Source organism: Candidatus Blastococcus massiliensis AP3 (assembly GCF_000582785.1).
GTDB lineage: Bacteria > Actinomycetota > Actinomycetes > Mycobacteriales > Geodermatophilaceae > Blastococcus > Blastococcus massiliensis.
Window position 1 is genome coordinate 293814 of the sequence record NZ_HG931173.1, and the last position, 24943, is coordinate 318756.

The following is a 24943-nucleotide window of genomic DNA, read 5'->3' on the forward strand; positions in this document are numbered from 1 at the left end:
GGCGGTCACCTGCCCGGGATGGACCGCCCTCAGCGGGAGGTGATCATGTATCAGCGGGCGAGCAGCCCGTTCAGCACGTCGGCGGCGCGGTCGATGCCGGCGCGATCGACGTCGAGGTGCGTCACGAGCCGGATCTTCCGGGCGCTGACCTGCGAGACCAGCACGCCCTGCGCCTTGGCCGCCTCGGCCACCACCGGCGCGTTGACGTCGTCGAGCACCACCATGTTGGTCTCCACCGACGCCGGGTCGACGCCGAGACGCGTCGCCAGCAGCTGCGCGTGCTCGTGGTCCTCGCCCAGTCGCGGCAGGTGGTGGTCCAGCGCGTACAGGCACGCGGCAGCCAGGACGCCGACCTGGCGCATGCCGCCGCCGAGCCGCTTGCGCCACAGCCGCGCGGTGGCGATCCGCTCGGCCGAGGCCAGGAGCACCGAGCCGACCGGCGTCCCGAGGCCCTTGGAGAAGCAGACCGACGCGGTGTCGGCCAGCCGGCCGTAGGTGGCCAGCGGGACCCCCGACGCGGCGTGCGCGTTCCAGATGCGCGCCCCGTCGAGGTGGACGGCGACACCGGCCGAGCGCGACCAGTCCCACAGCTTCTGCAGCTCGCCGAGCGGCTGGACCAGCCCGCCGCCGCGGTTGTGCGTGTTCTCCACCGCGATCGCGGCTGTCGCCGTGAGGTGCCAGTTGTCCCCGGGACGCACCTGCTCGATCAGCCGGCCGGCGTCGAGCAGCCCGCCCGACGACACCACCGTGCGCGTCGAGATCCCGAAGATCGCGGCCGCGGCACCCATCTCGTAGGTGACCACGTGCGCGTCGGCGTCGCAGAGCACCTCCTGGCCCGGCTCGCAGACCAGCCGCATCCCGATCTGGTTGCCCATCGTCCCGCTCGGCACGAACAGCGCCGCCTCGGCGCCGAAGAGCTCCGCCGTCCGTTCCTCGAGTTCGGTGACCGTCGGGTCCTCGGCGTAGACGTCGTCGCCGACCTCGGCGTCGGCCATGGCCTTCCGCATGCCGTCGGTCGGTCGGGTGACCGTGTCCGACCGCAGGTCGACGACCTCAGCCACGCAGCATCTCGGCCACGAGGAACGCCAGTTCCAGCGACTGCCCGGTGTTCAGCCGCGGGTCGCAGGCGGTCTCGTACCGGCTGTTGAGGTCCTCGTCGCCGATCTCCATGGCCCCGCCGAGGCACTCGGTGACGTCCTCGCCGGTGAGCTCGACGTGGATGCCACCGGGCCAGGTGCCCAGCCCGCGGTGCACGTCGAAGAAGCCCAGCACCTCGTCGACGACGCGGTCGAAGTGCCGGGTCTTGTAGCCGCTGGGCGACTCGTGCGTGTTGCCGTGCATGGGGTCGCACTGCCAGACGACCTGGTGCCCGCTCGCGGTGACCTTCTCCACGATCGGAGGCAGGACGTCGCGGATCTTCCCGTTGCCCATCCGGCTGATCAGCGTCAGCTTGCCGGGGATGCCGTCGGGGTCGAGCCGCTCGACGAGCTCGGTCGCCTGCTCCGGCGTCGTCGTCGGGCCGATCTTGACGCCGATCGGGTTGGCGAGCTTCGAGACGAACTCGATGTGCGCGCCGTCCATCTGGCGGGTGCGCTCGCCGACCCACACGAAGTGGGCGGAGAGCGCGTAGGGGCGGCCCTCGTGCATGCGCAGCAGCGCCCGCTCGTAGTCGAGGATCAGCGCCTCGTGCGAGTTGTAGAGCTCGACGGCGCGCAGCGCCTCGGAGTCGACGCCGCAGGCCTTCATGAACGCCAGCGCCCGGTCGATCTCGCGGGCGATGACCTCGTACCGCACACCGGCCGGCGAATTGGCGACGAAGTCCTGGTTCCAGTTGTGCACCGCGTGCAGGTCGGCCAGCCCGCCCTTGGCGTAGGCCCGGATCATGTTCATCGCCGCGGCGGAGTTCGCGTAGGCGCGCACCAGCCGGTACGGGTCGGGGATCCGCTTCTCCAGCACCGGCTCCAGGTCGTTGACCATGTCGCCGCGGTAGGAGGGCAGGCCGAGGGCGTCGGTGTCCGACGAGCGCGGCTTGGCGTACTGCCCCGCGACCCGGCCCACCTTGACCACCGGGACGCTGGCGCCGTAGGTGAGGACGACGGCCATCTGCAGCAGCGTCCGCGTGGTGGCCTGCAGGTGCGGCTCGGTGTTGAGGTCGAACGTCTCCGCGCAGTCCCCACCCTGGAGCAGGAACGCCTTGCCGCGGGCCACGTCGGCGAGCTGGACGCGCAGCGCGTCCACCTCGGACGGCGCCACGATGGGCGGCACGGTGGACAGCGTGCCGAGGACTGCGTCCAGCGCGGCGCGGTCGGGCCAGGCCGGCTGCTGGGCGGCGGGCAGCTCCCGCCACCGGTCCAGGCCCGGAACCAGCTCGGCAGGATCGGTGAGACTCACTCCCCGAGAGTACGGGAAGGACCCCGTCGCTCCCCGGCACTCGCAAGCTCGCACCGGGACCCTGCGACGGGGCCGTCAGCCGAAGAAGACCTCGGCCTCGGCGTAGCGCTCCGGCGGCACCAGCTTGAGCTTCTCCGTCGCCGCGCTCAGCGGCACCCGCACGATGTCGGTCCCGCGCAGCGCGACCATGACCCCGGACTCCCCGTCGTGGACGGCGTCGATCGCGGCCAGGCCGAACCGGGTGGCCAGCACCCGGTCGAACGGCGAGGGCGTGCCACCCCGCTGCACGTGCCCGAGGACGACGGCACGCGACTCCCGCCCGGTCCGCTCCTCGAGCACGGCGGCGAGCGCGGCGCCGATGCCGCCGAGGCGGACGTGGCCGAAGGCGTCCTTCTCCCCGGCCGCGAGCTGGAGGTCGCCGTCCTTGGGGGCCGCCCCCTCCGAGACGACGACGATCGGCGAGTAGCCCGACTCGAACCGGTGCCGGCAGTGTGCGACGACGCCGTCGATGTCGAAGGGGACCTCGGGGATGAGGATGACGTTGGCCCCGCCGGCCATGCCCGCGTGCAGGGCGATCCAGCCCGCGTGGCGGCCCATGACCTCGACGACCAGCGTCCGGTGGTGGCTGTCGCCGGTGGTGTGCAGCCGGTCGATGGCCTCCATGGCCACGCCGACGGCGGTGTCGAAGCCGAACGTGTAGTCGGTGGCGTCGAGGTCGTTGTCGATCGTCTTGGGCACGCCCACGACGGCGACCCCGGCCTGGGCCAGTCGGGTGGCGACGCCGAGGGTGTCCTCGCCGCCGATCGGGATCAGCGCGTCGATGCCCAGCCGGTCGAGGGTGGCGAGCACGCGGTCGGCGCCGCCCTCCACCGCGTAGGGGTTGGTGCGCGACGTGCCCAGAACCGTGCCGCCGCGGGGCAGGATCCCGCGCACGGCGGAGAGGTCGAGGGGCACCGTGTCCCCCTCCAGCACCCCCCGCCAGCCGTCCCGGAAGCCGACGACCTCGTCGCCGTGCTCGCCGATGCCCTTGCGCACCACCGCCCGGATCACCGCGTTGAGGCCGGGGCAGTCGCCGCCGCCGGTCAGGATGCCGATGCGCATGCGTACCTCCGGGAGGGAGCGGGCCGGCCGAGGGGTTGTCCCGGGTCATGATGCCGCAGGTCGAGCCCTCCCCGGACCCGGCGCGCAGCATCGGGATCACCGGCGTGACCGGGGCCTCGTGCCGTGGCCGCACACACCTCCGCGGCTGAGATCAGCCGGTCGCCATCCACCAGGTCGTGGGACCGTCCGGGGCCAGCCGCTCCTCGTGCCGCACCGACATCCCGTGCGCCTCGTAGAACGGCACGTTCGCCGGGTTCATCGTCTCCAGGCAGGCTTCCAGCCCCTCCGCGCGGGCCGCGGCGAGCCCGCGCTCGAGCAGCTCACCCCCGCCGCCGCGGCGCCAGGCGGACGGGTCCACCGCGAGCAGGTGCAGGTAGGCGTGCGGCCCGGGTGTCCGCCGCTGCTCGAGCACCTGCATCGCCCCGCCGATCTCCATCGCGCGCTCCACCCCCATGAGAGCGGTCATCAGCCCGCCGACCGACGGCAGTTCCTCCGGTGCGGACTCGGCGGGCGCGTCCGGCGTCGGCCACCGCCACATCGCGACGCCCACGGGGTCGGGCTGCGCCAGGACGTCGACGCGGCCGTCGGCGAGGTAGTGCTCGGCGAGCAGCCCGAACAGCGCGGCGACGGCGTGCGGGCGCGAGTCGTCGTCCGGGAAGAACCAGACCATGAGCGGGTCGTCGGTGAAGGAGCGGGCCAGGATGGTGCGCGCCCTCACGACGCTGATGTCTGCCACGCCGTGCAGCGTGGCAGACCGCGGGACGCCGGCACCCACCGCGCTCAGCGGCCCGCGGCCTCCATGGCGTGCCAGCGGGCGAGGTTGTAGCGGGCGTCGACCAGCGCGTCGTGCGTGCCGTCCGGCTTGGGCGGCAGCGGCGGCTGCCCGACGTCGTCCCACCGCTGGCGCAGCTCCCGGGTGAACCGCGGGATCGGCCGCGGCAGGGCGGGCATCGCGCCCCAGAGCTGGGCCAGCGCGACGTGGTCGTAGGCGGCGAACCATGCCCAGAGCTCGATCTCCTCTCCCGGTCCCGTGAGGAAGGCCAGCAGGTCCTCGCGGATCCGCTCGCGGTTGCGCCACGCCTTGTCGGCCGGAGGTGGCAGCTGGTCGAGCACGTTCCGGCGCACCCACGGGATGGCCCTGCGCTCGTCGAACTCCGTGCTGACGGCGTAGAACTCGCGCCCCGTCTCGTCGACGACGCCGATGGAGACGAGGTCGATGGTGGTGCCGTCCTCGATGAACTCGGTGTCGTAGAAGAACCGCCGCACGCTCACGCGGTCACTGTCTCACCGTCGTGCGGGGGCGCCGGCTCGTTCCAGCTGTCGCGCACCGCCACCGCCTCGACCTCGACGAGCTGGTCGGGGTAGCCGAGGACGGTCACGCCGACCAGGGTGCTCGGCGCGTCGTGGTCGCCGAAGGCCGCCCGCACGACCTCCCAGGCCGCGTGGAGGTCGGCGCGGTCCGTCGTCGCCACGTACACGGTGGTCTTCAGGACGTCGCCCAGCCCCGCACCGGAGGCCTCCAGCGCCGCAACCAGGTTGTCCACGACCTGCCGTGTCTGGCCGGCCACGTCACCGACGGCGACGACGGCGCCGTCGGCGTCCAGCGGGCAGGCGCCGGCCGTGAAGACCATGCGCCCCGGGTCGGTGACGGCCGCGTAGGCGTACGGGACGGCGGCGGCCAGCGTCGGCGGGCGGACGAGCTCGATGCCTGTGGTCACCGGCCGATTCTGGAGCACGCCGTCGGACGTCGCCCGCTAGGTTCGCTGTCATGCCGGTCCTCGCCATCGACGCAGGTACGACCGGGGTGACCGCGCTGGTCGTGGGCGAGGACGGGAACGTCCTGTCCCGCGGCTACCGCGAGTTCGCCCAGCTGTTCCCCCGACCGGGCTGGGTGGAGCACGAGCCCGACGACATCTGGACGGCCACGGTCGCCGCCTGCCGCGAGGCGCTGGCGGGCACCGAGCAGCAGCCGACCTGCATCGGCATCACCGACCAGCGCGAGACCGCCGTCGTCTGGGACCGGCGCACGCTGCGCTCCCCCCGTCCCGCCATCGTCTGGCAGGACCGCCGCACCACGGAGATCTGCGACCGGCTGCGGGGCGACGAGGAGCGGGTCTCCCGGCTGACCGGGCTGCGGATGGACCCCTACTTCACCGGCACCAAGTTCGCCTGGCTCGCCGAGCACGAGCCGGGGCTCTGGTCGGACGTGCGGGACGGCGTCCTCGCCCTGGGCACGGTCGACTCCTACCTGATCGCCCGGCTCACCGGTGGCGCCGCGCACGTCACCGACCCGAGCAACGCCAGCCGCACGCTGCTCTACGACCTGGAGAAGGGCGACTGGTCCGACGAGCTGTGCGACCTGTTCGACGTCCCCCGGTCGGCGCTGCCGGAGCTCGTGCCGAACTCCGGCGTCGTCGGCACCACCGACCCCGACTCCTTCCTCGGCCGGTCGCTGCCCATCGCGGGCATCGCAGGCGACCAGCAGGCGGCGCTGTTCGGGCAGGCCTGCTTCACCCCCGGGATGAGCAAGTGCACCTACGGCACCGGCTCGTTCGTGCTGACGAACACCGGGTCGACGCCGGTCCGCTCCGAGGCCGGGCTGCTCACCACCGTCGCCTGGGACCTGGGCGAGGGCCTGGTCTACGCCCTCGAAGGCGCGATCTTCGTGACCGGTGCCGCCGTGCAGTGGCTGCGGGACGGCCTCGGGCTCATCGACTCCGCCGCGGAGATCGAGGGGCTGGCCCGCACCGTGCCCGATTCGGGTGACGTGGTCTTCGTGCCCGCCCTGACCGGCATGGGCGCCCCGCACTGGGACCCGCACGCCCGCGGCGCGATCCTCGGCATCACCCGCGGCACCACCCGGGCGCACATCGCGCGGGCCACGCTGGAGGCGATCTCGTTCGAGGTGCGCGACGTCGTCGACATCATGGTCGACGAGGCCGGCCTCGAGGTGCCCGAGCTCTCGGCCGACGGCGGGGCCAGCGCGAACGACCTGCTGCTCCAGCTGCAGGCCGACCAGCTCGGGGTGCCCGTGCGCCGCCCGCAGGTGACCGAGACGACGGCGCTGGGGGCGGCGTTCCTCGCCGGTCTCGGCACCGGGGTGTGGGGCTCGACCGACGAGCTGGCGCAGACCTGGGCACTGGACCGGCGCTTCGAGCCGACCGCGGGCGCCCGCGAGGACGGCCGGCACGAGCGCTGGCGTGGGGCCCTCCCCCGCGCCGGCCGCTGGACGAACTGACGCCTCAGGCGCAGTTCTCCTCCTCCCACGCGAGGACGCGCTCCTCGGCCGCGGAGGCGGCGTCCTGGTTCGGGTCCTCCCCCGTCGCGGCCCGGGCGCGGATGCCGTCGAGCATCACGGGGACGTCGTCGGCGATCTCCTCGGGCGCCACCCGCTCGAGCTCCTCGAACTGGGCCGAGCCCTGCTCGAGGAGCTGCTGCTCCCGGCGCATGTACTCCTCCTCACCGGCGTCCTCCGGGACGTCGGCGAAGATCCCCTCGCCGATCGCCTCCAGCTCGGCGGTCAGCTCGCAGTAGCGGTCGGCGTCCCCGCCCGCGGCGGAGGTCGCGGCGGAGGTCGCGGCCGGCCCGGGCGCGGACTGCGTGTCCGGCTCGTCGTCGCCGCAGGCGGCGAGCGCCAGCGCGAGCCCGCCGGCGAGGACGAGCGGGGCGAGACGGGTGCGGTTCATGTCGGTTCCTCCTGGTGTGGGTCGGTGCACCGAGAGTGGGGCGCCGCCGCGCTGCCGTCGTCGGCCCCGGGAACCCTTCCGGCGTCGTTCCCGGGGACGACGGACGCCGTCCCGCAGGAGGATGTGCGGGAGGCCCGCCGCTCGGTACGTTCCGCGCCATGAGCGGCGCCGAGGAACGCTGGCCCCGGTGGGCCGACCCGGCGATCGCCACGGCGCTCACCGCGCTGGCGGTGGTGGAACTGGCGCTCGCCGACCCGCGATCGCCGGCCTGGCAGTACCCGGTCGTCGTCGTCATGACCGCTGCGTTGGCCTGGCGCCGACGGACGCCGGTCACGGTGCTCGCCGTCGTGCTCGGGGCGATCCTGGTGCAGCAGGCGAACGGGCTGCCCCTCGACGGCCTGCACGTGCCGCTGGCCCTCTACCCGGCGTTCTACTCCGTCGGTGCGCACCGGCCACTGCGCCCCGCGATCAGCGGGCTCGCCGTCGGACTCGTCCTGCTCGGGCTCGGCAGTCTCCTCGAGGACGTGCCCACGGGCGACTACGTCTTCATCGGCGTCATCGGTCTGGCCCTCTGGGGTGCGGGGGCGGCCATCCGTGCCCGGATCGCCGCCGCCGTCGAGGCGCAGACACGTGCGCGGCTGGCCGAGGAGCGGCAGGATCGGGCCGCCGCCGCCGCGGTCGCCGACGAACGGGGCCGGATCGCCCGGGAGCTGCACGACGTCGTCGCGCACTCGGTCAGCGTCATGGTCATGCAGGCCGGTGCGCTGCGGCGCATGCTGCCGGCCGACCAGGAGAAGGCGCTCGGCGTGGCCGGGACCGTCGAGCGCACGGGCCGCGAGGCGCTGGTCGAACTGCGCCGCATGCTGGGCCTGCTGCGTGCCGACACCGAGGGCGTCCCCCTGGCGCCCCAACCCGGCCTGGCGCGGATGCCCGAGCTCGTGGAGAGCACCGAGGCCGCGGGTGTTCCCGTGGCTCTGGTGATGGACGAACCGCCCACGGCCCTGAGTCCCGGCGTCGACCTGTGCGCCTTCCGGATCGTCCAGGAATCGCTGACCAACGTGATCAAGCACGCCGGCCCGGCCTCCGCCCGGGTCGCGGTGCGCTTCCCACCCCGCTCGGTGACCGTGGAGGTCGTGGACGACGGCCGCGGCGGGGTGCCGGCGACCGGCGGCGGCCACGGGCTGCTCGGCATGCAGGAGCGCGTGGCCGTGTTCGGGGGCTCGCTGTCGGTGGGGCCGGAGCCGGGCGGCGGGTTCGCCGTCCGGGCGACGCTGCCCCTGGAGCCCCGGTGAGCACCCGGGTCCTGCTGGCCGACGACCAGGCGGTCATGCGCTACGGACTGCGGCTCATCCTCGAGGGCGAGCCGGACCTCGACGTGGTCGGGGAAGCCGGCGACGGCGAGGCGGCCGTGGCGGCGGTCGAGCGACTGCGACCCGACATCGTGCTCATGGACATCCGCATGCCGCGGCTGGACGGCATCGAGGCCGTGCGCCGCATCGTCGCCTCGGGCGCGCCGACCCGCGCGCTCATGCTGACCACGTTCGACCTGGACGACTACGTCTTCGGTGCGCTGCGGGCCGGGGCCAGTGGCTTCCTGCTCAAGGACGCGCCGCCGGAGGACCTCGTCGCCGCCGTCCGGCTCGTCGCCGAGGGCGAGGCCCTGCTCGCGCCGTCGGTCACCCGCCGGGTGATCGAGGAGTTCGTGCGGCGCCCGGCGCCGGCCCGGAACGGCGGGACGCACGAGGCCCTCACCGCCCGGGAGCTGGAAGTGCTGCGGCGGGTGGCCCGTGGGCTCACCAACGCCGAGATCGCCGCGGAGCTGTTCGTCAGCCGGACGACGGTGAAGACGCACGTCGCCCGCCTCCTCGCCAAGCTCGGCCTGCGCGACCGGGTGCAGGCGGTCGTGCACGCCTACGAGCACGGCCTCGTCGACGGCCGCTGACGCCCCCGGACGTCGTCAGGCGGCGCCCTGGGAGCGGTCGCCCACCGAGTTCGCGCCGAACTCGCGGCCCTGGAGGGCGGCGATGTCCCGCTCCAGCTCCGGCACCCGCTGGGCAGCCGCCCGCATCATCACCTTCTCCGACAGCGCCCCGGTGACCAGCTGGCGCAGCGCGGCCACGGTGCCGACCGAGCGCGGGACGAAGACCCGCCGGCCGCGGGTCTCCAGGTTCTCCACCAGGGCCTCGGCGCAGGCCTCGACCGAGGTGAAGGCGCCCAGCGGGCCGGGCAGCGTGGAGCGGACCTGCTTGAAGGTGGGCAGCGCGGCCTCGGTGTCGCGGACCATGTCGGTGTCGATCCAGGTGGGGTGCGCGCTGGCGACCGTGACGCCGCGGTGCGCCACCTCCAGGCGCAGCACGTCGCCGAACCGCTCGACGCCGGCCTTGGACGCGCAGTACGCGCTCATCCCGGGCAGCACGGTGAACGCCCCGGCCGAGCTGATCAGCAGCACGTGGCCCCGCCGCTTGGCGATCTCCGGCAGGGCGGCGTGGGCGGTGAGCATGGTGCCGGTCAGGTTGACCTCGATGGTGCGCGCCAGGGCGTGCGCGGACGACGTCATCACGGTGGTCAGCGGCGCGATGCCCGCGTTGGCGACGACGATGTCCAGCCCGCCGAACGTGTCGACGCTCCGCTGGACGGCGGCCTTCAACGCCTCGGGGTCGGTGACGTCCGCCTCGACCCACAGGTGCTCGGGGCCCAGCTCGTCGGCGACCCGGGCCAGCACGTCGGGCTCCAGCCCGACCAGAGCCACCCGGGCCCCGCGGGCCGCCGCCTTGCGGGCCAGCGCCGCGCCGATGCCGCGCGCCGCGCCGGTGATCAGGACCGACCGGCCGGCCAGGGAAGTACGGGGACGACGCGCCATGGGGCACTCCTCGGGTTCTCGAATTGAGCATTGCTCAACGGCCGTTGTAGCTTGTTGAGCGTTGCTCAGCAAGCCGGAGGGACCCCGGCGAGGAGAAGGAGCCGATCGGTGACCAGCACGCTCGAGACAGAACCCGCCCCCGCGCGGGCCGCAGCCGGAGGCGTCCGCGAGGTGCGCGTCGCCGTGATCGGCTCCGGGTTCGCCGGCCTGTGCATGGGCATCGCGCTCAAGCGGCGCGGCGAGAACGACTTCGTCCTCCTGGAGCGGGCACAGGACGTCGGCGGCACCTGGCGGGACAACACCTATCCCGGTGCCGCGTGCGACGTGCAGTCCAACCTCTACTCGTTCTCCTTCGCGCTGAACCCCGGCTGGGGCCGCTCCTACTCGGAGCAGCCGGAGATCCAGGCCTACCTGCAGCGGGTCGCGGACCGGTTCGACGTCCGCCGGCACTGCGTCTTCGGCGCCGAGGTCACCGCCGCGCGGTGGGATGACGACGCCCGGCGCTGGCTGGTCTCCACCGCGGCCGGCGAGTTCCGGGCCCAGGTCCTGGTGTCGGCCGCGGGCGCGCTCGCCGATCCGACGTATCCGGCCATCCCGGGTCTGGACACCTTCGCCGGCACGGTCATGCACTCGGCCCGGTGGGACTCCTCGCACGACCTCGCCGGCGAGAAGGTCGCGGTCATCGGCACCGGCGCCTCCGCCATCCAGGTCGTGCCGGCCATCCAGCCGATCGTGGAGAGCATCGCCGTCTACCAGCGCACGCCGGCGTGGGTCGTGCCGCGCACCGACCATCCGGTGAAGCCGTTGATGCAGCGGCTCTACCGGTCGATCCCCGGCCTCCAGAAGGCCATCCGCGGCCTGCTCTACCTCTTCCGCGAGTTCCTGGTCATCGGCATGGCGAAGAACCGGCGCTTCCTCAAGCCGGTCGGGAAGCTGGCCAAGGCCCACCTGGAGCGCCAGGTCCGGGACCCGAAGCTCCGCAAGGCCCTGACGCCGGACTACACCATCGGCTGCAAGCGCATCCTGATCAGCAACGACTACTTCCCGGCCGTGGCGGCACCCAACGCCGAGCTGGTCACCGCCGGCATAGCCGAGGTGCGGCCGCACTCGATCGTCAGCAGGGACGGCGTCGAGCGGCCCACCGACACCATCGTGCTGGCCACCGGCTTCCACGTGACCGACCTGCCGATCGCCGAGAAGATCCGCGGCCGCGACGGCCGCAGCCTCGCCGAGGTGTGGGAGGACGGCATGGTCAGCAACCGCAGCGCCACCGTCGCCGGCTTCCCCAACCTGTTCCTGCTGGTCGGGCCGAACGTCGGCGTCGGCCACACGTCGATGGTCTACATGATCGAGTCGCAGGTGAACTACGTCGACGACGCCCTGCAGACGATGGACGCCGAGGCCCTGGAGGTCCTGGAGACCACCCGCGAGGCGCAGGAGGCCTACCGCGCGCTGATCGCGGAGAAGTCCCAGGGCACCGTCTGGCTGGGCGGTGGCTGCGCCAGCTGGTACCTGGACAAGCACGGCCACAACACCACGCTGTGGCCGGACTTCACCTTCCGGTTCCGCAAGCTGACCAGGAAGCTCGACCGGGAGAACTACGTGGGCATCCCGGCCGGCGCGCCGGCGAGCACCCCGGAGGTGGCGGCATGAGCACCGTCCTCAGGCGGGTCGCGGCGGTCCGGACGCCGGACGACGCGTTGATCCACGCCGTCGTCGACGGGTCCGACGACGCGCCCGTGACCCTCGTCCTCGCCCACGGCTGGACGCTGGCCCAGGCCTCCTGGGACGACGTCGCCGAGCTGCTCACCCCGCGCGTGGAGGCCGGCGAGCTCCGGCTCATCCGCTACGACCAGCGCGGGCACGGCCGCTCGACGTGGGGGCGGTACGCCGACGACGTCGCGGACCTCTCCATCGACCAGCTCGGCGCCGACCTCGGCACCCTGCTGGACCAGCTCGCCCCGAGCGGTCCCGTCGTCCTCGGCGGGCACTCGATGGGCGGCATGACGATCATGTGCCTGGCCGCGGCCCGGCCGGAGCTGTTCGGCGATCGCGTGCGCGGGGTTGCCCTGGTGGCGACGTCGGCCGGCGACCTCGCCCCCGCCGGCGAGAAGCTGGTCGAGCGGCTGCAGCTGAAGCTCGCCCCCGGCATGATCACCGCGGCGATCGGCGGCGCCCGTGCCATCGAGCGGCTCCGCCAGCTGCTCCCGCCGTCGCACCCCCGGCACCGCAAGCTGGTCCGCGAGCTGCTCTACGGCGCCGACGCGACCGACGAGATGGTCGTCGCGGGAGCGGAGATCATGCACGCCTCCACGGTGCGGGCCTTCGCGGCGTTCTACCCGGCCCTCGGCGAGCACGACAAGCGCGAGGAGCTCAAGGCGCTCGCCGACGTGCCGGTCGAGATCCTGGTCGGTGACAGCGACAAGCTGACCCCGCTGCGGCACAGCCGGTCGATGGCCGAGGCCCTGCCCCACGCCGAGCTGCACGTGGCCGAGCGGACCGGGCACATGCTGATGCAGGAGCGCCCACAGCTGGCGGCCGACGCGATCGGACGCCTCCTGGCCGCCGCGACCGCCGAGCGGGCGGCCGCGTGACCGCACGTCCATGACGGCGTCCTCGCGGCCCGAGCACCCCCGGCTGCGCCGCACGGCCGGCGACCGGCGGGCCCAGCTGGTGCAGATCGGCCTGGAGCTCCTGCCCACCACGCCGGTGCAGGAGCTGACCATCGACGAGGTGGCCCGGCAGGCCGGGATCAGCCGGAGCCTGCTGTTCCACTACTTCGCGAACAAGCGCGAGTACTACACCGCCGTCACCCGCGCCGCCGCGGACCTGATGTGGGAGCACCTCATGCCCTCCCCCGGCACCCCGCCGGAGGAGCAGGTCGAGGGGATGCTCGACCGCTACGTGGGCTGGGTGGAGACCTTCCGGGAGACGCACCTCGCCTTCGTCCGCGGCGCAGCCGGCGGCGACCCGTGGGTGGCCGAGGTCTACCAGGAGACGCGCGACCGGCTGGTCGAGGTCGCGCTGACCACCCTGGGTCTGCCCGACGACGCCCTGCGCCGCCAGCTGGTGCTCGCCTGGCTCGCCTTCGCCGAGGAGCTGGTGGGTCAGTGGGCGGCCGAGCCCACGATGACCCGGCCGGAGCTGCTGGCCCTGCTGCGCGACGTGCTGGCCCGCCTCACGACCCGATGAGTTCCGGCGCCGGCGCCGGTCCACCTGCTGTGACCGGGACCAGGGACGACGGAGACACGAGCGACCTCCAGGCGTGGGTGGCGCGGACCTACGAGGGCCTCGCCGATCTGCTGGGGTCCGCGCCCGCAGGCACCTGGGACGCCGCCTCGCTGTGCGCGGGGTGGCAGGTACGCCATGTGGTGGCGCACGTGACGATGCCGGTGCGGATGACGCCCGCGACGTTCGGGGCGGAGATGGCCGCTGCGGGAGGCGACTTCGACCGGCTCTCCGACACGGTGGCCGCCCGCGACGCGTCGTTGCCGACCGACGAGCTCGTGGCCCAGCTGCGCTCGCCGCAGCTGCACGCGTGGCAGCCGCCCGGCGGTGGCGCGGCCGGCGCCCTGAGCCACGCCGTCATCCACTCGCTGGACGTGACCGTGCCGCTCGGCGCACCGGCCGTCGCACCCGCCGAGGCCCTGACCGCCGTCCTCGACCAGCTCGCCGCCGCGGAGGGCGGGTTCTTCGGGATCGACCTGACCGACGTCCGCCTCGAGGCCGACGACACCGGCTGGAGCCGAGGGAACGGCACGACCGTGCGCGCGGACAGCGGGGCGCTGGTCGCTCTCCTGAGCGGCCGCACGCTCCCCGACGGCCGCGCCTTGCCCCGTTGAGGCCCCCTCCAGGGCACCGCCCCGAGCCTGCGAGGGGTGGGGAGGAGGGGGTCCTTCTTCAGCCGGCGAGCGAGGTGGGCGCGCGGTCGGCGGCCTCGTGCGCCGGTGGCTGGAGGGTGGCGACGGCGTCGACGGCGCTGGAGCCCGCCGTCATCGACTTCTTCACCGTCGCGCCGTAGACGTCGACGTACTCCTGCCCCGACAGGGTCATGATCTCGTACATGATCTCGTCGGTGATCGACCGCTCCACGAACCGGTCACCTGCCAGGCCCTCGTAGCGGGTGAAGTCCAGCGGCTCGCCGAAGCGCACCTTGACGCGCATCAGCTTCTTGCCGAAGGGCAGCTTCACGGTCGAGTAGCACATCGCCACCGGGACGACCGGCACCCCGGTCTCCAGCGCCATGCGGGCGACCCCGATCTTCCCGCGGAAGAGCCGGCCGTCAGGGGAGCGCGTGCCCTCCGGGTAGATGCCCAGGAGCTTGCCCGAGCGCAGGATGCGCAGCCCGGTCTGGATCGCGTCCTCGGCCGCCGAGGCGCTGGTGCGGTCGATGGGCACCTGGCCGGCGCCGGAGAAGAACCCCCGCTGCAGGAACCCCTTGACGCCCGTGCCGGTGAAGTACTCGGACTTCGCGAGGAAGGTGACGCGGCGCCGGATCACCAGCGGCATGAAGATCCAGTCCGCCGCGGACAGGTGGTTGCTCGCCAGGATGGCGGCACCGGTGGCCGGCACGTTCTCGGTGCCCTCGGCGCGCGGGCGGTTGACGAGCCGCACCACGGGACCGATGGCGACGAACTTGAGGAACCAGTAGAACAACTCGCCTCCTTCGCGGACTGCCAGACTAGGGAGCAGGGGGCCTGTAGGACAATCGGCCGTCCACGTGCGGGGGATCACTCGCACGTCCGAGGCCCCGCCGCCGCACCGCCAGGAGACGCCCGTGCCCGGATCGACCGCGCCCACACCCGAGGTGATGCCCGGCGCCGAGCCCTTCGCCTTCGACGGACGGGGCGAGACCGGGCGCACCGGCGTGCTGCTCGTCCACGGCTTCACCGGCACCCCGATGAGCATGCGGCCGTGGGGCGAGCACCTGGCCGCCGAGGGATTCACCGTCCGCTGCCCGCTCCTGCCCGGCCACGGCACCCGCTGGGAGGACTGCAACACCAGCACCCACGGGCAGTGGACGGCGGCGGTCGAGGCGGCGTTCGACGAGCTGTCGGCCACCTGCGACCGCGTGTTCGTCGCCGGGCTGTCGATGGGCGGCACGCTGGCCACCCGGCTGGCCGAGGTCCGGCCGGGTGACGTCGCGGGCCTGCTGCTGGTCAACCCGGCCCTGTTCACCCGGCGGCTGGACGCCAAGCTGCTGCCGCTGATCGCGCGGCTCACCCCGAGCTGGGCGCCGATCGCCAGCGACATCAAGAAGCCCGGCGTCACCGAGCTGGCCTATCCCAAGCTGCCGACCCGGGCGATGATGCAGCTGCGCCGGTTGTGGGCCCTCACCCGCGCGGACCTGCAGCGGGTGACCGCCCCGGTCATCGTGTTCCACAGCATCGAGGACCACGTGGTGGAGCCCGTCAACAGCGAGGTGCTCCTCGCGTCGGTCGCCAGCGCCGACACCACCGAGATCGTCCTGGGCGACAGCTACCACGTCGCCACGCTGGACAACGACGCCCCGCTAATCCACGAGCGTTCCGTGGCGTGGATCCGGGAGCGCACGCCCGCGGCGGCATCGGGGACGACGGCGCCGTGACGGGCAGCCGGGGACGGCGGGACAACGGCCTGGACGCCACGTCCTGGAGCCCGTTGCGCGACGTCGACCCGCGCGTGGGCGAGCACCTGCTCGACGTCCTGGAGGCCGCCGGGATCGCCGCCTACCTGACGCCATCGGCCGACATCGGGCCCTACACGCGCGAGCTGTCCCTCCCCAGCCCGCCGTCGGACCGGCTCTTCGTCGACCGCAGCCGGCAGTCCGAGGCGCGGGCGCTCGTGGAGCGCCACGGCGACGACCACCCGGCCGACGAGCACCCGGCCGACGAGCACCCGGCCGACGAGCCGGCCCCGGTGCGCTCGGACCTCGACGAGGACGCCGAGTGGTCGCGGATCGTCGCCGCCTACCAGGCCGAGCACGGCTCCGCTCCCGTGGACGAGCAGCCGTCCGACGCCCCTCCGCCGGCGCCCCACGAGGTGTCGGTGCTCGACCTGCCCGACGAGCACTACGAGCCGCCCGCCCCTCCCCCGGTCCCTCTCCCGTCGCCCGCCTCGCTCTACGCGGTGCTGCTGATCGTGGCCGGGCTGGTGCTGGTGGGTGCACCCGGGGTCCTGGGGCTCTCCGCGGACCTGGGGTTGATGCTCGGGGTGGCGGCGATCGCGGGTGGGGCGGCGATGCTGGTCTCCCGGATGCGGGACGCCTCGGACCACGACGGGGACGACGGCGCGGTGGTGTGAGGGGTGTCGTCGCGAGTGGGGCCCGGAGGGCTCCGCGCAGCGGCGACGAAGGGGCTCAACGCAACGGGGGGACGGCTCCTGGCCGCGGTGTCGCCCGGAGGGCGACGATGTCATGACGGACGAGATCGGCCGCGCCGACCATGCCCGCCTGAGCACCCAGTTCGGCGGCGACGATCCGCGGGCCGGGACGGAAACCGCGCCCGGGCAGCGCGCGCTCGAGCCGGTCGCGCGCCGGGCCGAGGACCATCTCGCCGAGCACGCTGACGCCTCCCCCGATGACGACGACCTCGGGGTCGAGCACGGCGGCGAGGTCGGCGATCCCCTGCCCCAGCCACACCCCGACGTCGGTGACCAGCTCCAGGGCCAGCGGGTCGCCGTCGTACGCGGCACGCGCGACGTCCTCACCGGTGAGCCGCGACGCATCGCCGTCCACCCGCTCCAGCAGCAGCCCTGCGGCAGCCGGCGACGTGGCGGCGACCTCGCGGGCGGTCTGCCCCAGGGCCGTCCCGCTGGCGTACTGCTCCCAGCAGCCGCGGTTCCCGCAGGCGCACAGGCGGCCGTCGGGGACCACGCGCATGTGGCCCCACTCCCCCGCCACCCCGTGCGCCCCGCGCCGGAGCCGGCCGTCCATGACGATGCCACCCCCGATGCCGGTGCCCAGGGTGATCATCAGGGCCAGGTCCGCGCCCCGGGCGGCGCCGTAGCGGTACTCGGCCCACGCGGCGGCGTCGGCGTCGTTGCCGACCCAGAGCGGCCGCTGCATGCGGGCGGAGAGGTCCTTGCGCAGCGACGAGTGCCGCCAGGCCAGGTGCGGGCTGAACAGCACCGTGTCACCTGTGCGGTCGAACCAGCCGGCCGCGCCGATCCCGGCGCCCACCAGCTCGCCGGGGTGACCGGCGGCCAGCTCCTCGGCGACGGCGACGATCGCGTCCTCGGTGTCGGCGACCGACGCCCCGGGTGTCGCCCGCCGCGCGGTGGCCAGCACCGTGCCGTCGGGCGCCACCACTCCCCCGGCGACCTTGGTGCCACCGATGTCGATGCCCAGGGCCGCGAGGGCACCGGGCTCCGGAGCGCTCACGCGATGTCGATCCGCTGCACCGGCCCCGGCTCGGGGCCGCCGTCCGGGGTCTCGGCGTCCTCGGGCGCGGCGTCCGCCGGCGGAGGGCCCGCCGGGTCCGGTTCGCCGGCGAGGTCGCGCAGCACGGTGGCCGTCGTGGCGAGCACATCGGCCAGCGCGGCGGTCACCTCCGGCCGCTCCCCGCGCAGCACCGCCGCGGCCTGGCAGACGGGGCACCAGCGACAGTCGGCCTCGTGGGTGTCCTGTCCCGGCGCCCCCGCGGGCCCGGCCGGAGGAGCGCCGGCCGAGCGGGTGTCGGTGGGAGCGGCCTCCACGGGCGGGCGCAGCGCGTCGAGCAGCTTGCGAGCGGAGTCCATCCAGTCGGCACCGGCGGTCATGGGCTTCTCCTCACCGCGGCCAGCAGATCGGCCGGCCAGTGCTGTGGATCGGGTCGGAAGGTGACCTCGAGGCGGGCGTCCGGACCACCGGAGTCGACCATGCGGCCTCCGGTCACCTCGCAGCGGCGCAGCAGGGGGTCCAGTCGCAGCGAGCGGCGGGCACCGGCGGCGGTGACCACCAGGTCGTCCTCCCAGCGGGTCAGGTCGACCGCGCCGCGCTCGGCGAAGGGCAGCGGCACGGTCAGCAGCCACGCGTCCTCCGCTCGCGCCGTCGTGGGCGCGGCGAGCCCACCGGCGACGGGCAGGTCGACGCCGTCCAGCAGCGCGGCGAGCGCAGCGACGTCCTCGGGCGCGGTGGCCGACTCCGGGATCCGGTGCACCGGCGCGAGCTCCGCGAGCCCGGCCAGCTCCGCTGTCTGCTCCTCGAGCCGCCGGCGCCACCACTCCCCCGGCCCTTCGTCCGGCAGCACGCGGGCCAGGACCGCCCCGACGCTCCGGCCGTGCACGCCCAGCTCCGTGGCCAGACCCCGCAGCACCGCCGACGTCCCCGCCCGGGGGACGGCGGCCAGGCACACCACGGTGCCGGCGCCGTCGGTCAGGCGGTCGGCGGCCAGCAGGTCCTCGATCCCGGGGAGGGCGGCCAGGGCGACGTCGACCGGACCGCGCCGGGCGGCTCCCGAGCCCACCGCCGCCGCCCGGATCGCGCCCAGGGCCCGCACACCGGGTGGCAGCAGCCGGTCCAGCCACCAGCGGAGCGTGTCGGGGAGGGCGACGAGGGCAGCGGCCGCGGAGGGAGGACCCGCGTCCACGACGACGAGGTCGGCCCGGGCACCGGCGAGCTCGGCGAGCAGCGCCAGCTCGCTCGCGCCCGGGACCGGGGCGACCGAGGAGGACGGAGGCAGGGTGACCTGGGGCAGGGACGCGGCGGCCGGTGCGACGGCGGCGCTCCAGAACCGCTCGACCTCCGGGCGCGCCTCCACGGTGCGCACCTCGAGACCGGCCACCCCGTCGAGACCCGGCACGGGCAGGGCCTGGCGGGTCAGCAGGAGGACCGACCGCCCGGTGCCGGCCGCGCGGACCGCTGCGGCGGCGGCCAGCGTCGAGGAACCGGCCCCGCCGGGACCGGCCAGGACGAGGGTGTGCACGCCCCGTCAGCCCTCGACGCGCTTCTTGAGCTCCTTGAGAGCCGTGTCGAGGATGACCTTCTCGGCCTTGCGCTTGATCATCCCGAGCATCGGGATCGAGAGGTCGATGGTGATCGAGTAGGTGACCTCGGTCCGGCCACCGTTCTCGACGAGCGTGTAGGACCCGTCGTTGCGCTTCTGCATCTGGCCCTTGACGAGCCGCCACTGCACCTTGCGGTCGCCGTCCCAGGTGTAGTCGAGGACGTAGTCGTCCTTGACCGCGCCGGCGTCCAGCACGAAGTGCACCCGGCGGGCCCGCCCGTCCGGCCCCTCCTCCAGCACCTCGACCGTCTTGGCGGCGGCCACCCACTGGGGGTAGGCGGGGAAATCGGCGATGACCGCCATGACGTCGGCCGCGGGGGCCTCGACGACGATCGACTGCGTGGACTGGTCGGCCATGGGCAGCAGGCTAACGGTTCCCGACCGCCGCCGACCCCGGTCATCACCCGTTCCGTTACTCACCGGTACGTGTGGACCGGTAGGTTGACCAGGACGTCCCCGACCGGGAGCGGCAGGCGACGGAGCCGGCCGGCGGTACGAGGAGGAGAGGACCAGGCGTGCGCGAGTTCAGCGTTCCTGTGACCACCGAGGTGCGGCCCGATGCGGCTCTCACCGACATGCTCGCCCTGAACGTCGCCGAACACGGCGACGAGACGGGCCTGCGGCGGCGGGTGAACGGCCAGTGGCGTGACGTCACCTGGAAGCAGTTCGGCGAGGAGGTCCGCGGGGTCGCCAAGGGGCTCATCGCCTCCGGTGTCGCCGCCGGTGACCGCGTCGCCCTCCAGGCGAAGACCCGTTACGAGTGGACGGTCTTCGACTTCGCGATCTGGACCGCCGGCGCCGTCGTCGTCCCGATCTACGAGACCTCCAGCGCCGACCAGGTCGCGTGGATCCTGTCGGACTCCGGGGCCACCGCGATCGTCGTCGAGAGCCCGGAGCACGCGACGGCCGTCGAGTCCGTCCGCGGCCAGGCGCCCGACCTGACGTCCGTCCACGTCATCGACGACGACGCCGTCGGCACGCTGACGCAGGCCGGCAAGGACGTCCCGGACTCCGAGTTGGAGGCGCGCCGGGCCACGCTCGACGCCGACAGCCTGGCCACGCTGATCTACACCAGCGGCACCACGGGCCGGCCGAAGGGCTGCGAGCTCACCCACGGCAACTTCCTGTTCGAGATCGAGAACGGCATCACGCTGCTCGACCGCTTCATGAGCGTGCAGGGTTCGCTGCTGCTGTTCATCCCGCTGGCGCACGTCCTGGCGCGCGTCCTGCAGGTCGGCGCGGTCTACAACCGCACGGTCATCGGCCACACCCCCGACGTCTCGAACCTGCTCGACGACCTCGGCGAGTTCAAGCCGACGTTCGTGCTCGCCGTACCCCGCGTGTTCGAGAAGGTCTACAACTCCGCCCGGGGCAAGGCGGAGGCCGACGGCAAGGCCAAGATCTTCGACAAGGCCGCCCAGGTGGCCATCGACTGGTCGCGCGCCCAGGACACCGGCGGCCCCGGTATGGGACTGCGCGCCCAGCGGGCCCTGTTCGACAAGCTGGTCTACGGCAAGCTCCGCGCCGCCCTCGGTGGTCGCTGCCTCGGTGCGATCTCCGGTGGCGCCCCGCTGGGCGAGCGGCTCGGACACTTCTTCCGCGGCATCGGCGTCACCGTCTTCGAGGGCTACGGCCTGACCGAGACCACCGCCGCCGCGTCGGTCAACCACGACGAGGCGCTCCGCATCGGCACTGTCGGTCAGCCGCTGCCCGGCGTGACGTTCCGGATCGCCGACGACGGCGAGGTGCTCATCAAGGGCGGCATCGTCATGCGCGGCTACTGGAACAACGAGGACGCGACGAAGGAGGCCATCGACTCCGAGGGCTTCTTCCACACCGGCGACCTCGGCGAGCTCGACAGCGACGGCTTCCTCAAGATCACCGGCCGCAAGAAGGAGATCCTGGTGACGGCGGGCGGCAAGAACGTCGCTCCCGCCGTCCTCGAGGACCGGCTCCGCGCGCACCGGCTGGTCAGCCAGTGCATCGTCGTCGGCGACCAGCGCCCCTTCATCGCCGCGTTGATCACCCTCGACGAGGAGGCGCTGCCGCAGTGGCTGGAGTCCAAGGGCAAGCCCGCCGATCAGACGATCGAGCAGGTGCGCGAGGACGCCGACCTGAAGGCCGAGATCGACGCCGCGGTGAAGGACGCCAACAAGGCCGTGTCGCAGGCCGAGGCGATCAAGAAGTTCCAGATCCTCGGCACCGACTTCACCGAGGACAACGGGATGCTGACGCCGAGCCTCAAGCTCAAGCGCAACGTGGTCATGAAGGAGTTCGGCGACGAGGTCGAGGCGCTCTACGCGCGCTGACCCCCGCTGTCCCGAGGCCCGTCCCGCACCCGCGGGGCGGGCCTCGGTCCGTCTACGGCTCGAGCAGCTGCGCGAACGTTCCGGCGATCGTGTCCCACGACCAGCGCTGCTCGACCCAGCGCCGTCCGGCCGCGCCCATCGCCCGTGCCCGCGCCGGGTCGTCCAGCAGGCCCGCGAGCGTCGTCGCCACGGCGGCCGGCGACCGCGGGTCGACGACGTGTCCGGTGACGCCCTCCTGCACCGCCTCGGGCGCCCCGCCCGACGTGCCGGCCACGACCGGCCGTCCGGAGGCGGCGGCCTCGAGGAAGACCATGCCGAGGCCTTCGACGTCCAGGCCGGCGCGCCGGGTGCGGCACGGCATCGCGAAGACGTCACCCGCCGCGTAGTGCGCCGGGAGCTCGGCGGCGTCCACGGCGCCGGTGAGCACGACCGAACGCTCCAGACCCCGGCGGGCGACCGCCCGCCGCAGCGCCGCCTCGTCGGGACCGCCGCCCACCAGCAGCAGCCGGGCCGAGGGATGCCGGGCCAGCACCTGCGGCCACGCCGCGACGAGCACGTCCTGACCCTTCCGGGCCACCAGCCGCGAGACGCAGACGACCAGCGGCGCCTCCCCCAGGCCGTGTCGCCGGCGGATCGCGGCGCCGTCGGCGTCCGGCGTGAACCGGTCGACGTCGACCCCCGGCGAGAGCTGGGCGAGCCGGGTGCGTCCGGCCAGCGCCGGCGCGAGCCGGTTCCGGGTGTACTCGGTGATGTAGGTGAGCACGTCCAGGCCGCTCGCGATGCGCTGCATCACCTGCCGGCTGCCCGGCAGCGCCACCCAACCGGTCTCGTGGCCGTGGGTGATCCCGATCTGGTGTCCCACGCCCGCCTCTCTCAGAGCCGGGGCGAGCAGTCCCAACGGCGCCGCGGCGCCGAAGACCGCGGTGTCACAGCCGTACCGGCGTGCGAGCTCCACCGCCGCGCGCGCGGTGGCCCGGGTGGGGAGCAGCATCCCCGTGGGCCGGCGGACCACCGGATAGGGCAGAGCGGCGTCGTGCTCGGCGGAGCCGGGGTGGTCGGAGGCGAGCACCACCAGCGAGCCGGGTGGACGTCGGTCGAGGAGGGCGGCGACGAAGGTCTGGATGCCGCCCTGGCGTGGCGGGAAGTCGTTGGTGACGACGAGGGTGCGGCTCACGGCTGACGCTCCCCCCGTGACCAGCTCTGCGCCAGCGCGACCCGCTCGGCCGTGGTCGGGTGCGAGCCGAAGAGCCAGTGCCAGGCCGCCGGCGGATCGGGGTCGGACAGGTTGCTGCCCGCCAGGCTCCGCTGCATGGCGATGAACGCGTCCGGGTCGCCGGTCAGGTCGAGCGCGTGGACGTCGGCCCGCGTCTCGACCTGGCGCGACACCAGGTTCTGGACGGGAGTGGCCACCAGCGTGCCGACCGCGACGAGGAACAGCACCAGGGGCACCACGCGGGCGTCGGCCGGCCCGTCGGCCCCGGCGCGGCGCAGCAGCCGCGGCGAGCCGAGCACCCAGCCGAGCAGGGCGACTCCCCCCGCTCCGCCCAGGGCCCCGAGGAGCGTGCCGGTGAGGACGTCGTCGGTGGCGACGTGGCCGAGCTCGTGCGCGACGATCGACGCGATCTGGTCGTCGGGCAGCCGCTCCAGCACGGTGTCGTAGACGACGATCCGACGGGTGGAGCCGAAGCCCGACACGTACGCGTTGAGCGCGGTGGTCCGGCGGGAGGCGTCGGAGACCAGCACGTCCTGGACCGGGGTGCCGTTCTCCTCGGCCAGCGCCAGCAGGTCGCTGCGCAGCGAGCTCGCGGGCATCGACTCGAAGCGGTTGAACGCCGGCTCCATCAGGACCGGCCACAGGAACGAGCCCACGACGACGAGGACCGCGGCGCCCGCCGCCGCGAGGGCCCACCAGACGCGCGAGGCGCGGCGGGCCAGCCAGACCAGCAGCAGCAGGGTGAGCGCGGTGAGGGCGGCGTCGATCGCCGTCGACACCACCACGTCGCGCAGCCACAGGCCCCAGCCGCGGGTGGACAGGCCGTAGCGGTGCCGCACGACCTCGCCGTAGGCCGACAGGGGCAGGGTCACCAGTCGCCCGACGACCGCGAGAGCGAAGACACCGAGCAGCACCTGCCAGGCCCAGCGCCCCGTCCCCGGCGTGGGGAGGGCCTGCACGAGACGGGCGCCGAGACGGGTCAGGCCGAGCAGCGCCGAGACGGCCAGACCCAGCAGCAGGGAGGCCAGGGACGCGGGCCGGATCGCGGCGGCGAACGCCTCCGCGCGGTCGACCTGCCGCGCGGTGAGCCCGGCCGTCGGATCCACCGCGGCCCCACCCGGGTCGGGCAGCACCTGCCACGGAGTGCCGACGGCGACGACCACGGCGAAGCCGGCGAGGAGGACGACCGCGCTCACCAGCGCCGCGCGACGGCCGGTCATCCGACCTCCTCGGTAACGGCGGACGGCCGGATCGTGCCGCGCTGGCCGTGGGCCGCGAGCACGACCCACTCCGGCGATCCTAGGCCGAGGGCGGGCGCCCGCTCCGCGGGAACGACGCGGGCCGGCGCCTCCCGGAGGAGGTCACCGGCCCGCGACGTGCTCTGCGGAGTCCTGCGAGGGACCCGTGTCAGCCGACGATGCGGCGGGCGCTGTTGTAGCTGCCCATCGAGTCGACGCTGGCCACCTTGACCGGCTGGCTGGAGGTCGAGGCGTGCACCATCTGGCCGTTGCCGATGTACATGCCGACGTGGCTGACCGGGCTGTAGAAGAACACCAGGTCCCCGGGCTGGAGCTCGCCGCGGGAGACCGGGCGGCCCATCTGCGACTGGCTGCGGCTGGAGTGCGGCAGCGAGACGCCGGCGGCGCGGTAGGCGAACGAGGTCAGCCCCGAGCAGTCGAAGGCGTCCGGCCCGCTGGCGCCCCAGACGTAGCGGTCGCCCACCTGGGCCAGCGCGGTGTCGACCGCGACCTGGGCGGCACCGCTGGTCGCGGCCACACCGCTGGGCGCCGGCGCGGTCCGCTCGGCGCTGCGCGAGGCGCGGACCGGCTGGGAGTCGCCGTGCGCCCGCTCGACGACGGCCCGCTGTGCGGCGTCCAGGGCCTCGAACTGCCGCTGGTAGTCGGCGATCCGGGCTTCGAGGTTCTTCTGCTGGTCCTCGATGTCGCGGACGCTGCGCTCGGCCTGCTCGCGGGCCTCCCGCGCCTCGGTGCGGGTCTCCTCCGCCCGCTCGGTCGCGTCGGCGACCTCGCTGACGGCGGCGTTGGTCCGCCCCGCGATCGCGTCGAGCGTCCCCAGCTGGGAGACGAGCTGGTCGGCGGAGTCGCTGGTGAGCAGCACGTCGAGCTGGGTCAGCTGGTTGCCACCGCTGGTGTAGGCGGTACGGGCCAGCTGGCGGATGCGGCCGTCGAGAGCGGCGCGCTGCTGCTGTGCGTCGAGGGCGGCCAGCTCGGCCAGGTCGACCGCGGCGCGCTGGCGCTCGAGCTCGACCTTCGCCTCGTTGAGCTGCTCGCTGACGACCTCGAGCTCGTGACTGGCCCGGGCGACCTGCTGGGCCGCCTCGGCGGCGGTGGTCGCGTTGCCGGGCTCGGCGGTCGCGGTGCCCGGCAGGACCGTGAAGGTCATCGCGGTCGCGGCTCCGA

Annotated in this window: 26 protein-coding genes; 10 read left to right on the plus strand and 16 right to left on the minus strand. The window is 74.0% G+C overall.

Annotation, left to right across the window (positions count from 1 at the left end):
- Positions 1 to 50: 50 nt before the first annotated feature.
- The 6 genes from BN344_RS01405 to BN344_RS01430 form a co-directional block, all read right to left on the minus strand.
- Entirely contained in the window at positions 51 to 1061 is a 1011-nt protein-coding gene (locus tag BN344_RS01405; RefSeq protein WP_040336733.1) for a threonine aldolase family protein, read from the minus strand.
- Positions 1054 to 2391 (minus strand): class II 3-deoxy-7-phosphoheptulonate synthase, encoded by a 1338-nt coding sequence (locus tag BN344_RS01410; RefSeq protein ID WP_040336734.1) that lies wholly within the window; start codon positions 2389 to 2391, stop codon positions 1054 to 1056. The genes BN344_RS01405 and BN344_RS01410 overlap by 8 nt, the downstream gene beginning before the upstream one ends.
- Positions 2392 to 2466: 75 nt before the next feature.
- Positions 2467 to 3492 carry a 6-phosphofructokinase gene (locus BN344_RS01415; RefSeq protein WP_040336735.1) on the minus strand — a complete coding sequence of 342 codons (1026 nt, stop codon included), beginning with the start codon at positions 3490 to 3492 and terminating at the stop codon, positions 2467 to 2469.
- Positions 3493 to 3643: 151 nt separating this feature from the next.
- Entirely contained in the window at positions 3644 to 4228 is a 585-nt protein-coding gene (locus tag BN344_RS01420; RefSeq protein WP_155858702.1) for a GNAT family N-acetyltransferase, read from the minus strand.
- A 44-nt stretch (positions 4229 to 4272) separates the two neighbouring features.
- The gene (locus BN344_RS01425) at positions 4273 to 4764 is read right to left on the minus strand and encodes a polyadenylate-specific 3'-exoribonuclease AS (RefSeq protein WP_040336736.1); all 492 of its coding nucleotides are present in this window, start codon (positions 4762 to 4764) and stop codon (positions 4273 to 4275) included.
- On the minus strand, positions 4761 to 5210 hold the full coding sequence (locus BN344_RS01430; RefSeq protein ID WP_051515402.1) for a RidA family protein: 450 nt from the start codon (positions 5208 to 5210) through the stop codon (positions 4761 to 4763). Before BN344_RS01430 ends, BN344_RS01425 begins: the two co-directional genes overlap by 4 nt.
- Positions 5211 to 5260: 50 nt before the next feature.
- Here BN344_RS01430 and glpK point away from each other — a divergent pair, with 50 nt between their 5' ends.
- Positions 5261 to 6730, plus strand: a complete 1470-nt coding sequence (gene glpK, locus BN344_RS01435; RefSeq protein WP_040336737.1) for a glycerol kinase GlpK — start codon at positions 5261 to 5263, stop codon at positions 6728 to 6730.
- Between the two features lie 4 nt (positions 6731 to 6734).
- Here the strand turns inward: glpK and BN344_RS01440 are convergent, their stop codons facing one another.
- Positions 6735 to 7178 (minus strand): hypothetical protein, encoded by a 444-nt coding sequence (locus BN344_RS01440; protein WP_040336738.1) that lies wholly within the window; start codon positions 7176 to 7178, stop codon positions 6735 to 6737.
- 158 nt (positions 7179 to 7336) lie between these two features.
- On the opposite strand from BN344_RS01440, the gene BN344_RS01445 reads away from it, so the two are divergent.
- Complete coding sequence (locus BN344_RS01445; protein ID WP_051515403.1) at positions 7337 to 8470, plus strand: sensor histidine kinase; 1134 nt, start codon at positions 7337 to 7339, stop codon at positions 8468 to 8470.
- Complete coding sequence (locus BN344_RS01450; RefSeq protein WP_040336739.1) at positions 8467 to 9120, plus strand: response regulator; 654 nt, start codon at positions 8467 to 8469, stop codon at positions 9118 to 9120. The genes BN344_RS01445 and BN344_RS01450 overlap by 4 nt, the downstream gene beginning before the upstream one ends.
- 15 nt (positions 9121 to 9135) lie before the next feature.
- Here BN344_RS01450 and BN344_RS01455 read toward each other — a convergent pair whose 3' ends face one another.
- Positions 9136 to 10038: an SDR family oxidoreductase gene (locus tag BN344_RS01455; protein WP_040336740.1), complete on the minus strand. Its 903-nt coding sequence runs from the start codon at positions 10036 to 10038 to the stop codon at positions 9136 to 9138.
- 108 nt (positions 10039 to 10146) lie between these two features.
- Here BN344_RS01455 and BN344_RS01460 point away from each other — a divergent pair, with 108 nt between their 5' ends.
- Genes BN344_RS01460 through BN344_RS01475 form a run of 4 tightly spaced genes read left to right on the plus strand, consistent with a single transcriptional unit; the run spans position 10147 to position 13880 of the window.
- Positions 10147 to 11691: a flavin-containing monooxygenase gene (locus BN344_RS01460; protein WP_040336741.1), complete on the plus strand. Its 1545-nt coding sequence runs from the start codon at positions 10147 to 10149 to the stop codon at positions 11689 to 11691.
- Positions 11688 to 12632, plus strand: coding sequence for an alpha/beta fold hydrolase (locus BN344_RS01465; RefSeq protein WP_051515404.1), 945 nt, complete (start codon positions 11688 to 11690; stop codon positions 12630 to 12632). The genes BN344_RS01460 and BN344_RS01465 overlap by 4 nt, the downstream gene beginning before the upstream one ends.
- 10 nt (positions 12633 to 12642) lie before the next feature.
- Positions 12643 to 13230: a TetR/AcrR family transcriptional regulator gene (locus BN344_RS01470; protein ID WP_051515405.1), complete on the plus strand. Its 588-nt coding sequence runs from the start codon at positions 12643 to 12645 to the stop codon at positions 13228 to 13230.
- A 29-nt stretch (positions 13231 to 13259) separates the two neighbouring features.
- Complete coding sequence (locus BN344_RS01475) at positions 13260 to 13880, plus strand: maleylpyruvate isomerase family mycothiol-dependent enzyme (RefSeq protein ID WP_040336742.1); 621 nt, start codon at positions 13260 to 13262, stop codon at positions 13878 to 13880.
- A gap of 58 nt (positions 13881 to 13938) precedes the next feature.
- Here BN344_RS01475 and BN344_RS01480 read toward each other — a convergent pair whose 3' ends face one another.
- Positions 13939 to 14694: a lysophospholipid acyltransferase family protein gene (locus tag BN344_RS01480; RefSeq protein WP_040336743.1), complete on the minus strand. Its 756-nt coding sequence runs from the start codon at positions 14692 to 14694 to the stop codon at positions 13939 to 13941.
- Positions 14695 to 14815: 121 nt separating this feature from the next.
- On the opposite strand from BN344_RS01480, the gene BN344_RS01485 reads away from it, so the two are divergent.
- The gene (locus BN344_RS01485) at positions 14816 to 15625 is read left to right on the plus strand and encodes an alpha/beta hydrolase (RefSeq protein ID WP_155858703.1); all 810 of its coding nucleotides are present in this window, start codon (positions 14816 to 14818) and stop codon (positions 15623 to 15625) included.
- The gene (locus BN344_RS01490; protein ID WP_040337761.1) at positions 15622 to 16320 is read left to right on the plus strand and encodes a hypothetical protein; all 699 of its coding nucleotides are present in this window, start codon (positions 15622 to 15624) and stop codon (positions 16318 to 16320) included. Before BN344_RS01485 ends, BN344_RS01490 begins: the two co-directional genes overlap by 4 nt.
- Positions 16321 to 16375: 55 nt before the next feature.
- On the opposite strand, the gene BN344_RS01495 is transcribed toward BN344_RS01490, so the two are convergent.
- From BN344_RS01495 to BN344_RS01510, 4 genes are read right to left on the minus strand one after another with little or no spacing between them, the layout of a single operon-like run.
- Complete coding sequence (locus BN344_RS01495; protein WP_051515406.1) at positions 16376 to 17398, minus strand: ROK family protein; 1023 nt, start codon at positions 17396 to 17398, stop codon at positions 16376 to 16378.
- Positions 17395 to 17775 carry a hypothetical protein gene (locus BN344_RS18750; RefSeq protein ID WP_051515407.1) on the minus strand — a complete coding sequence of 127 codons (381 nt, stop codon included), beginning with the start codon at positions 17773 to 17775 and terminating at the stop codon, positions 17395 to 17397. The genes BN344_RS01495 and BN344_RS18750 overlap by 4 nt, the downstream gene beginning before the upstream one ends.
- A complete protein-coding gene (locus tag BN344_RS01505; RefSeq protein ID WP_040336744.1) occupies positions 17772 to 18920 on the minus strand; it encodes an ArsA family ATPase in 1149 nt (382 codons plus the stop codon). The genes BN344_RS18750 and BN344_RS01505 overlap by 4 nt, the downstream gene beginning before the upstream one ends.
- Positions 18921 to 18926: 6 nt before the next feature.
- Positions 18927 to 19358 (minus strand): SRPBCC family protein, encoded by a 432-nt coding sequence (locus BN344_RS01510; protein ID WP_040336745.1) that lies wholly within the window; start codon positions 19356 to 19358, stop codon positions 18927 to 18929.
- 158 nt (positions 19359 to 19516) lie between these two features.
- Between BN344_RS01510 and BN344_RS01515 the strand changes: the two genes are divergently transcribed.
- Positions 19517 to 21310, plus strand: a complete 1794-nt coding sequence (locus BN344_RS01515) for an AMP-dependent synthetase/ligase (RefSeq protein ID WP_040336746.1) — start codon at positions 19517 to 19519, stop codon at positions 21308 to 21310.
- Between the two features lie 52 nt (positions 21311 to 21362).
- On the opposite strand, the gene BN344_RS01520 is transcribed toward BN344_RS01515, so the two are convergent.
- From BN344_RS01520 to BN344_RS01530, 3 genes are all read right to left on the minus strand, one after another.
- Positions 21363 to 22484, minus strand: coding sequence for a glycosyltransferase family 4 protein (locus BN344_RS01520; protein WP_040336747.1), 1122 nt, complete (start codon positions 22482 to 22484; stop codon positions 21363 to 21365).
- Positions 22481 to 23743 (minus strand): M48 family metalloprotease, encoded by a 1263-nt coding sequence (locus BN344_RS01525; protein WP_040336748.1) that lies wholly within the window; start codon positions 23741 to 23743, stop codon positions 22481 to 22483. Before BN344_RS01525 ends, BN344_RS01520 begins: the two co-directional genes overlap by 4 nt.
- Positions 23744 to 23930: 187 nt before the next feature.
- Positions 23931 to 24926 carry a C40 family peptidase gene (locus BN344_RS01530; RefSeq protein ID WP_081788457.1) on the minus strand — a complete coding sequence of 332 codons (996 nt, stop codon included), beginning with the start codon at positions 24924 to 24926 and terminating at the stop codon, positions 23931 to 23933.
- Positions 24927 to 24943: the final 17 nt, after the last annotated feature.

What these genes read in the sequence shown, in the direction of transcription:
- BN344_RS01415 (WP_040336735.1), bottom strand. Translation starts at nt 3,492, where the DNA reads ATGCGCATCGGCATCCTGACCGGCGGCGGCGACTGCCCCGGCCTCAAC.
- glpK (WP_040336737.1), top strand. Translation starts at nt 5,261, where the DNA reads ATGCCGGTCCTCGCCATCGACGCAGGTACGACCGGGGTGACCGCGCTG.
- BN344_RS01440 (WP_040336738.1), bottom strand. Translation starts at nt 7,178, where the DNA reads ATGAACCGCACCCGTCTCGCCCCGCTCGTCCTCGCCGGCGGGCTCGCG.
- BN344_RS01445 (WP_051515403.1), top strand. Translation starts at nt 7,337, where the DNA reads ATGAGCGGCGCCGAGGAACGCTGGCCCCGGTGGGCCGACCCGGCGATC.
- BN344_RS01455 (WP_040336740.1), bottom strand. Translation starts at nt 10,038, where the DNA reads ATGGCGCGTCGTCCCCGTACTTCCCTGGCCGGCCGGTCGGTCCTGATC.
- BN344_RS01465 (WP_051515404.1), top strand. Translation starts at nt 11,688, where the DNA reads ATGAGCACCGTCCTCAGGCGGGTCGCGGCGGTCCGGACGCCGGACGAC.
- BN344_RS01470 (WP_051515405.1), top strand. Translation starts at nt 12,643, where the DNA reads ATGACGGCGTCCTCGCGGCCCGAGCACCCCCGGCTGCGCCGCACGGCC.
- BN344_RS18750 (WP_051515407.1), bottom strand. Translation starts at nt 17,775, where the DNA reads ATGACCGCCGGTGCCGACTGGATGGACTCCGCTCGCAAGCTGCTCGAC.
- BN344_RS01510 (WP_040336745.1), bottom strand. Translation starts at nt 19,358, where the DNA reads ATGGCCGACCAGTCCACGCAGTCGATCGTCGTCGAGGCCCCCGCGGCC.
- BN344_RS01525 (WP_040336748.1), bottom strand. Translation starts at nt 23,743, where the DNA reads ATGACCGGCCGTCGCGCGGCGCTGGTGAGCGCGGTCGTCCTCCTCGCC.
- BN344_RS01530 (WP_081788457.1), bottom strand. Translation starts at nt 24,926, where the DNA reads ATGACCTTCACGGTCCTGCCGGGCACCGCGACCGCCGAGCCCGGCAAC.